Genomic DNA, 7,623 nt, shown 5'->3' with positions numbered 1-7,623 from the left:
GAAGTGCGCGGGCTCTACCCCCTGCCCGCGCTGACGATGACCGGGCGCGCCTATGTGCAGGTCGACCTGCCCGCCTCCGTGCCGCAGTTCTTCGTCTCCGAACTGCACATCGACCAGCTTCCCGACACCGCACAGGCCGCCGCGGCCGCCATATTCGGCGCTTCCGTCGATCCCTTGGGGGAGGCCGAGTGGGCGGCACTCGATGTGCTCGCGCGCGATGGGGACTGTTCGATCGAGGACGGGGTGACCATTCTGCGCGGGGCCTTGCGTGCCTTCGACCGGCAGCACGCTGCCCCGACGCTGGCGGATTACGAAGCGCTGCTGGAGCATAGCAAGGAAGGTGCCTGGATCGCCACCGAGGGCAATGCTTTCAACCATGCGACCACCCGCGTCCCCGACGTAGAGGGCCATGCTGATTCTTTGAAATCAGAGGGTTATCCGCTGAAACCAGCTGTCGAGATTTCCCGCAATGGCCGCGTGCGGCAGACCGCCATCCTAGCCGACAAAGTCGCCCGGCCCTTCCGCCTGCCCGACGGCAGCGAGGTCATCCGCGAAGTTCCGGGGTCGTTCTACGAGTTCATTTCGCGCGACATCGACCCGGAAACCGGCCTCCTCGACCTCACGTTCGACAGTGGCAATGCGACCGGAATCTTCGCGGTGACGAGGGAGCAGGCATGACCACGCTCAAATCCTTCGACCCGGTAGATGGCACACTCGTCTGGGAAGGCGAAGTTGCCGATTCCGAATCAGTTTCCGCCGCCCTGCTACGGGCTCGCAAGGCGTTTTCGGCGTGGTCGGCATGCCCGACAGAAATCCACAAAGAGGCGGCACAACGCTACAAGGACGCCCTTGAAGCCCGCAAGGACGCGCTTGCCGAGACCATCGCGCGCGAAACCGGCAAACCGCTCTGGGAAACCCGCACCGAGGTCGCCTCGATGATCGGCAAGGTCGGTATCTCGATCGCGGCGCAGGCCGAGCGCGCGGGCGAGAAGCGCACTGACATGCCGTTCGGGCAGGCCGTGCTGCGTCACCGTCCCCACGGCGTGATGGCGGTGCTCGGTCCGTTCAACTTTCCCGGCCACCTGCCCAATGGCCACATCATCCCCGCACTGCTCGCGGGCAACACGGTGGTCTTCAAGCCCTCCGAGATGACACCCGCCACCGGCGCGCTGATGGCCGAGTGCTGGGCCGAGGCTCTGACCGACCATCCTCACGTCTTCCAGTGCATCCAGGGCGGGCGCGAAACCGGCGAGGCGCTGGTCGCGGGCGCGATCGACGGGCTGCTCTTCACCGGCTCGGCGGGCGCGGGCGCGCATTTCCGGCGCGTCTTCGCCGACCGGCCCGACGTGATCCTCGCCCTCGAACTGGGCGGCAACAATCCGCTGGTGGCCTGGGACGGCGATGTCGACGAGGCCGCGTCGGTGGTCGTGCAGTCGGCCTTCATCACCACCGGCCAGCGCTGCTCCTGCGCGCGGCGGCTGATCGTTCCCGACAACGCGTTCGGCTCCGCGCTGGTGGAGGCCGTCGCGGCCCTCGCCGACCGCATCGTCATCGGTGCCTGGAACGAGACGCCCGAGCCGTGGATTGGCCCGCTGATCTCCGATGCTGCTGCCGCCGCCGCGAAGGCCCGCTTCGACGGCCTCGTGACACGCGGCGCGCAGGTCATCCGCCCCTTCACCGGGGTCGAGGGCCGCTCCGCCGCCTTCGTCACCCCCGCCATGCTCGACGTGACCGGCGTGTTCGTGCCGGACGAGGAAATCTTCGCCCCCGTCCTGCAGGTCAGCCGCGTGCCGGACTTCGACGCCGCGATGGAAGCCGCGAACAACACCCGCTTCGGTCTCTCCGCCGGGCTCGTAAGCGCCGACGACGCACTGTGGGAGCGCTTCCTCGTCGAATGCCGCGCGGGCGTGGTCAACCGCAACCGCCCGACCACCGGAGCGGCGGGCTCGATGCCCTTCGGCGGACTTGGCGAGAGCGGCAACCACCGGCCGAGCGCCTACTACGCCGCCGATTACTGTGCCTACCCGGTCGCCAGCTTCGAGGCGGCGGACGCCTCGGGCAACGCAGGCGCCCTGAACGGCAAGCTCAGGCCATGAGCGCGCTTTCGGGCGAGGAACTGGACCTGCTCGAAGCGATCGAGCGTGCGCCGATCCTCGACCGGACGCTGGACTGGGCCGCGATCAACAGCGGCACCGGCAACCTCGACGGCCTTGCGGCAATAGCCGACCGGCTGGCCCACGCCTTCTCCGCGCTGCCGGGCGAGGTCCGCCTCGTCGATCCCGCGCCGGTCGAGAAAGTCGACGGCAAGGGCCAGTTGCGCGAGGTCGGCCACGGTCGCCACCTCGTCCTGTCGGTCCGCCCCGAGGCCGACCACCGGGTGATCCTGACCGGGCACATGGACACCGTCTACGCCCGCGAGCACCCGTTCCAGACCTGCGCATGGCTCGACGACGACACCCTGAACGGCCCCGGCACCGCCGACATGAAGGGCGGCCTGTCGCTGATGCTCGCCGGACTTCTCGCCTTCGAGCAGGGTACGCCGATGATGGGCTACGACGTGCTCATCAACAGCGACGAGGAGACCGGCTCGCTGTCCTCCGCCGCGCTGATCGCACAATTGGCGCAAGGCAAGCTGGCCGCGCTGACCTATGAGCCCGGCCTTCCCGACGGCTCGATGGCCCGCGCGCGGCCGGGTTCGGGCAATTACGCCGCCGTCGTCACCGGGCTTTCCGCCCATGCCGGGCGCAATCCGCAGGACGGGCGCAATGCCGTGCTCGCCGCCAGCGACCTTGCGCTGCGGCTTGCGGCGGGCATTCGTGACGGGCTGACCATCAACCCCGCCCGGATCGAGGGCGGCGCGCCCAACAACACCGTGCCCGACCTTGCGATCCTGCATTTCAACATGCGCCCCCGCTCACCGGAACTGGCGGAAGTCGCCCGCGCGCTGGTGGAGGCCGCCGTCGCCGAGGTCAGCGCGGTGCACGACGTCCATATCCACCTCCACGGCCACGTCTCGCGCCCGCCCAAGCCGATCACGCCGAAGACCGAGGCGCTGTTCGGTCTCGTCAGCAAAGCCGCCACCGATCTCGGCCAGCCGATGCGCTGGCAGGACACCGGCGGCGTGTGCGACGGCAACAACATCGCCGCCTGCGGCGTTCCCGTGCTCGACACCATGGGGGTGCTGGGCGGCTCGATCCATTCACCGCAGGAGTTCATGATCGCCAGTTCGCTAGACGCCCGCGCCCGCCTTACGGCCCTTGTCCTGCACCGTCTCGACAGGGGAGCACTGCACGCATGACCTTCCTGCTGCGCACCGCTCGTGAAGGCGATCTCGAAGCGCTCTACCGCATGGCCAAGGGCACAGGCGGCGGCTTCACCAACCTGCCGCCCGACAAGCCGACGCTGAAAGGCAAGCTGGAACGCGCCGCCAAATGCTTCGCCCGCGACGACGGCGAAATCGCCAACGACCTGTTCGCCTTCATCCTCGAAGACACCAAAACCGGGAAGGTGCGCGGCACCTGCCAGGCGTTCTCGCAAGTCGGCACCGAGCTGCCGTTCTATTCCTACCGCATCGGCCGCATCACCCAGCATTCCAAGGAACTCGACCGCACCTTCCGCGCCGAGATGCTGACCCTCTCCACCGACCTCGACGGGGCGAGTGAAGTCGGCGGGCTCTATCTCGACGCCACCGAGCGTTCGGCGGGCGTCGGCAAGCTGCTGGCCCGCAGCCGCTACCTGTTCATCGCCATGCACCGCGAGCGTTTCGGCGAGACGACCCTGGCCGAACTCCGCGGTGCCATCGACGATGCGGGCAACTCGCCGTTCTGGGACGGCCTCGCGGGCCGCTTCTTCGACATGAGTTTCCGCGACGCCGACGAGTTCAACGCCAAGCACGGCAACCAGTTCATCGCCGACCTGATGCCCAAGCACCCGATCTACACCGCGCTGCTCTCCGAAGGCGCACGGCAGGTGATGGGCCAGCCGCACTATTCCGGCCGCCCGGCCATGCGGATGCTGGAAAGCGAGGGCTTCGCCTTCCAGAACTACATCGATATCTTCGACGGCGGCCCGACGATGATCGCGAAGACCGATGGCATCCGCACGGTGAAACAGGCGAAGACGGTGACGGTATCGGCGGTGGTCCCGGTGCGGGAGGACGAACCGACGCACCTGATAGCGACCGGGCGGCTGGCGGAATTCCGTGCCTGCCTCGGCTGCGTGAGCGAGGATGGCGCGCTGGACGAGGCGGCGGCGGCGCTGCTGGGGGTCGGCGTGGGCGATGCGGTGACGGTCGCGCCTGCGTGAACGCCTAACCCACCCCGCTGCGGCTAGGCAGCAAGCTGCCAAGCCTCGCGCGCTAGTCGCAGCGGGGTGGGCCTTGCGCAATAACCCCATCCAGCTAGGCTCAATCCCATGCGCACAGAGATCAACTTCGACGGCATCGTCGGCCCCAGCCACAACTATGCAGGCCTAAGCCTGGGCAACCTCGCCTCGACGAAGAACTTCGGCAAGGTGTCCGCCCCGCGCACCGCCGCGCTGCAGGGGCTGGCGAAGATGCGCGCCAATCTCGAGCGCGGGCTGGCGCAGGGCTTCTTCCTCCCCCAGCGCCGCCCCGACGAGGTGTGGCTGCACCAGCTCGGCACCACGGTCGAGGCCGCAGACGCGGTCCTGCGCGCCAACTCCCTGTCGGCCTCCTCGATGTGGGCGGCGAACGCGGCGACGGTCTCGCCCGCGGCAGACACGGCGGACGGACGCTGCCACCTCACCGTCGCCAACCTCGTGACGATGCCTCACCGCAGCCACGAATGGCGCGAAACGCTGGCGCAACTTCAGATCGCCTTCGCAAACGAGGCGCACTTCGCCGTCCACGCGCCGATCCCTGCGCCCTTCGGCGACGAGGGCGCGGCCAATCACATGCGGCTGTGCGCGGGCCACGACACGCCGGGCATCGAAGTCTTCGTCTATGGCGTGACCGGAGGCCCCTACCCCGCCCGCCAGCATCGCGAGGCAAGCGAAGCCGTCGCGCGCATTCACGGCCTCTCGCCGACGCGCACTGTCTTCGCCCGCCAGTCGGACGAGGCGATCGCGGCGGGCGCGTTCCACAACGATGTCGTCGCCGTGGCCAACGAGCGGGTGCTGTTCACCCACGAACTCGCTTTCGCCGACCGCGATGCGCTCTATGCCGAGCTGCGCGCGAAGCTGCCGGAAATCGAGATCGTCGAAGTCCCCGCCAGCGAAGTCAGCCTGGCGGACGCGATCACCTCGTACCTGTTCAACGCCCAGCTGGTGACGCTGCCCTCGGGAGAGGCCGCGCTGGTGCTCCCCGGCGAAGCGCGCGAGACGCCCTCGGTCTGGCGCTGGCTGGAAGCGCACGTCGCCGGGAACGGCCCGATCCGCCACCTCTTCGTGCACGACCTGCGCGAAAGCATGGCCAACGGCGGCGGCCCCGCCTGCCTGCGCCTGCGGGTGGTAGCGGACCCGGCGACGGTAGACCCGCGCTTCATCGCGACGCCGGAAAAGCTGGACCGGATCGAGGCACTGGTCGCAAGGCTGTGGCCCGAGCACATCGCGGTGGGGGACCTCGCCAGCCCGGCGCTGTGGGCCGCCTGCGTGGAAGCACGCTCGGCCCTGTGCGTGGAACTGGGGCTGGAGGAACTCGCGGGGTAAGGTTCAGGCCTAGCCGGACGGGGGTGGCCTCACTTGCACAAACCCTCCGCCAAGTTCCGCTTTTTGCAATAGCCCAGCCGCACGGCGCCTACATATTGAGACCATGCCCAAGCCCTTCCCCGATCCCATCCGCGCGGCCATCTTCGACATGGACGGCACTCTCATCGCCACCGAGGCCGCGCATCACCGCAGCTATGCGCTGACATCCCAGGCGATCGGCTGGCCGCTGGGGGAGGAGATTCTCGATACGATGGTGGGCGTCAGCCGCGATCTCAACGAGGTCATGCTCGCCCAGCGCCTGGGCCCCGAGTTCCCGCTGGCGCGCTTCTATGAAGAGGCGGACGCGCTGTTCATGGCCATGCTGGACGAAGGCGTCGACCTGCGCCCCGGCGCGGTGCCGATCCTCGAACACTTCCTCGCGGCGGGCATACCGTTGGCGCTCTGCACATCGACGGCGGGCCATCTGGTGCCGCCGCGACTGGAGAAGGCGGGCCTGCTCGGCTATTTCGACATCATCGTCACCCGCAGCGACGTGTCGCAGGCCAAGCCGCACCCCGAACCCTACCTGCTCGCCGCCGAGCGCCTCGGCGTCGATCCGGCGCACTGCGTCGCCATCGAGGACAGCTACGCGGGCGTGCTGTCCGCCACCTCGGCGGGCATCGCCACGGTCATGGTTCCCGATCTGCTGCCCGCGACCGAGGCTATGACGGCTGCCGGAGCGACCGTTCTGCCCAGCCTCGACGCGCTGCGCGAATTGCTCATGGCGCCGGTCGAGGGCTGATTGTCGTCCCGCTCGCTTCGGGCTGATGGTCCGGGTGCGCCGCCAGAAATTCCGGCAGGTCCAGACACGCCGCCTCGATCCGCGTGAGGCGCGGATAGCCCGAGAGGTCGAACGCGAAGCGCCGCGCATTGTAGAGCTGCGGCAAGGCGACGCACTCGAAGTAGCCCGGCGCGCCGAACAGGAAATCGCCCGAGCCGCGCTGCGCCAGCCGCGCCTCCACGCCGGTCAGGGTCTTCTCCAGCCAGTGCCAGTACCACAAGTCCACGTCCGCCTGAGCATGGCCGAGGTCGTGCTTTAGGTACTGCAGCACCGGCAGGTTGAGCGGTGCGTGCAGTTCGGTGGCTATAGCCGAGGCCAGTTCGCGCGCCGCGAAACGCTCCTCGATGCCCTCCGGCAAGAGCGGGCGTTCGGGATAGCGCTCGTCCAGCCATTCGAGGATCGCCATCGACTGCGCCCGCGCGACGCCGTCCGCCTCCAGCACCGGCACGCCCGCGAAGGGATTGAGCGCCCGATAATCCTCGCCCCGCTGCTCGCCCGCCAGCAGGTTCACCGGCACCAGTTCATGGTCGAGCCGCTTGAGGTTCAGCGCAATGCGGACCCGGTAGCTCGTCGAACTGCGCCAGTAGCCGTGGAGCCGCAGCATGGCACTCAGCTTTCCGCCGCGATCTTCTCGTGCAGCCACGCCGCATGGCGCGGCGCCTTGCGAGTGCGCGCCCATTCGTCGAGCATGTCGTCGGCGACGGCGCGCAGGGACGCCATCTGGTCCACGGTGCCGAACTGCCAGGCGAGTTCGAGGCGATGGCCATTGGGATCGAAGAAGTAGATCGACTTGAACACGCCGTGGTGAGTCGGTCCGATCACCTCCAGCCCGGCGGCCTCGGCGCGGGCCTTGGCGGAGAGGAGGTCGCCCTCGCTATCCACCTTGAAGGCGATGTGCTGGACCCATGCAGGGGTGGCTTCATCGCGGCCCATGTCGGGCGCATTGGGCAGCTCGAAAAACGCGAGCACATTGCCGCCGCCGCAGTCGAGGAAGACGTGCATGTAGGGATCGGGCGCGCCGGTGGAGGGCACCGTGTCCTCGGCGATCGCCAGCATGAAATCCATGCCGAGCACGTCGCGGTAGAAGTCCACGGTCTGCTTGGCGTCCTTGCAGCGGTAGGCCACGTGATGGATGC

The 7,623-nt window shown here is 68.5% G+C and carries 8 protein-coding genes; 6 read left to right on the top strand and 2 right to left on the bottom strand.

Annotated features, from left to right (window positions below):
* From ACYPYD_RS19400 to ACYPYD_RS19375, 6 genes are all read left to right on the top strand, one after another.
* The coding region (locus ACYPYD_RS19400; RefSeq protein WP_459664942.1) for a 2-oxoadipate dioxygenase/decarboxylase family protein at positions 1-678 on the top strand (678 nt) is incomplete at its 5' end.
* Positions 675-2,096 (top strand): succinylglutamate-semialdehyde dehydrogenase, encoded by a 1,422-nt coding sequence (gene astD, locus ACYPYD_RS19395; protein ID WP_459664939.1) that lies wholly within the window; start codon positions 675-677, stop codon positions 2,094-2,096. The genes ACYPYD_RS19400 and astD, both read left to right, overlap by 4 nt.
* Entirely contained in the window at positions 2,093-3,298 is a 1,206-nt protein-coding gene (locus ACYPYD_RS19390) for a hydrolase (protein WP_459664937.1), read from the top strand. The genes astD and ACYPYD_RS19390 overlap by 4 nt, the downstream gene beginning before the upstream one ends.
* The gene (locus ACYPYD_RS19385; protein ID WP_459664935.1) at positions 3,295-4,305 is read left to right on the top strand and encodes an arginine N-succinyltransferase; all 1,011 of its coding nucleotides are present in this window, start codon (positions 3,295-3,297) and stop codon (positions 4,303-4,305) included. Before ACYPYD_RS19390 ends, ACYPYD_RS19385 begins: the two co-directional genes overlap by 4 nt.
* Before the next feature lie 108 nt (positions 4,306-4,413).
* Positions 4,414-5,667 (top strand): N-succinylarginine dihydrolase, encoded by a 1,254-nt coding sequence (locus ACYPYD_RS19380; protein WP_459664934.1) that lies wholly within the window; start codon positions 4,414-4,416, stop codon positions 5,665-5,667.
* A gap of 103 nt (positions 5,668-5,770) precedes the next feature.
* A complete protein-coding gene (locus ACYPYD_RS19375) occupies positions 5,771-6,448 on the top strand; it encodes an HAD family hydrolase (RefSeq protein ID WP_459664931.1) in 678 nt (225 codons plus the stop codon).
* On the opposite strand, the gene maiA is transcribed toward ACYPYD_RS19375, so the two are convergent.
* Together maiA and ACYPYD_RS19365 are read right to left on the bottom strand one after the other, a co-directional pair.
* The gene (gene maiA / locus ACYPYD_RS19370; protein WP_459664959.1) at positions 6,426-7,091 is read right to left on the bottom strand and encodes a maleylacetoacetate isomerase; all 666 of its coding nucleotides are present in this window, start codon (positions 7,089-7,091) and stop codon (positions 6,426-6,428) included. The genes ACYPYD_RS19375 and maiA overlap by 23 nt on opposite strands.
* A gap of 5 nt (positions 7,092-7,096) precedes the next feature.
* Entirely contained in the window at positions 7,097-7,621 is a 525-nt protein-coding gene (locus ACYPYD_RS19365) for a VOC family protein (protein WP_459664929.1), read from the bottom strand.
* Between the last annotated feature and the right edge of the window lie 2 nt (positions 7,622-7,623).

This window comes from Novosphingobium sp. 11B (genome assembly GCF_054589055.1).
This window is presented reverse-complemented; position numbering and strand designations above follow the sequence as displayed.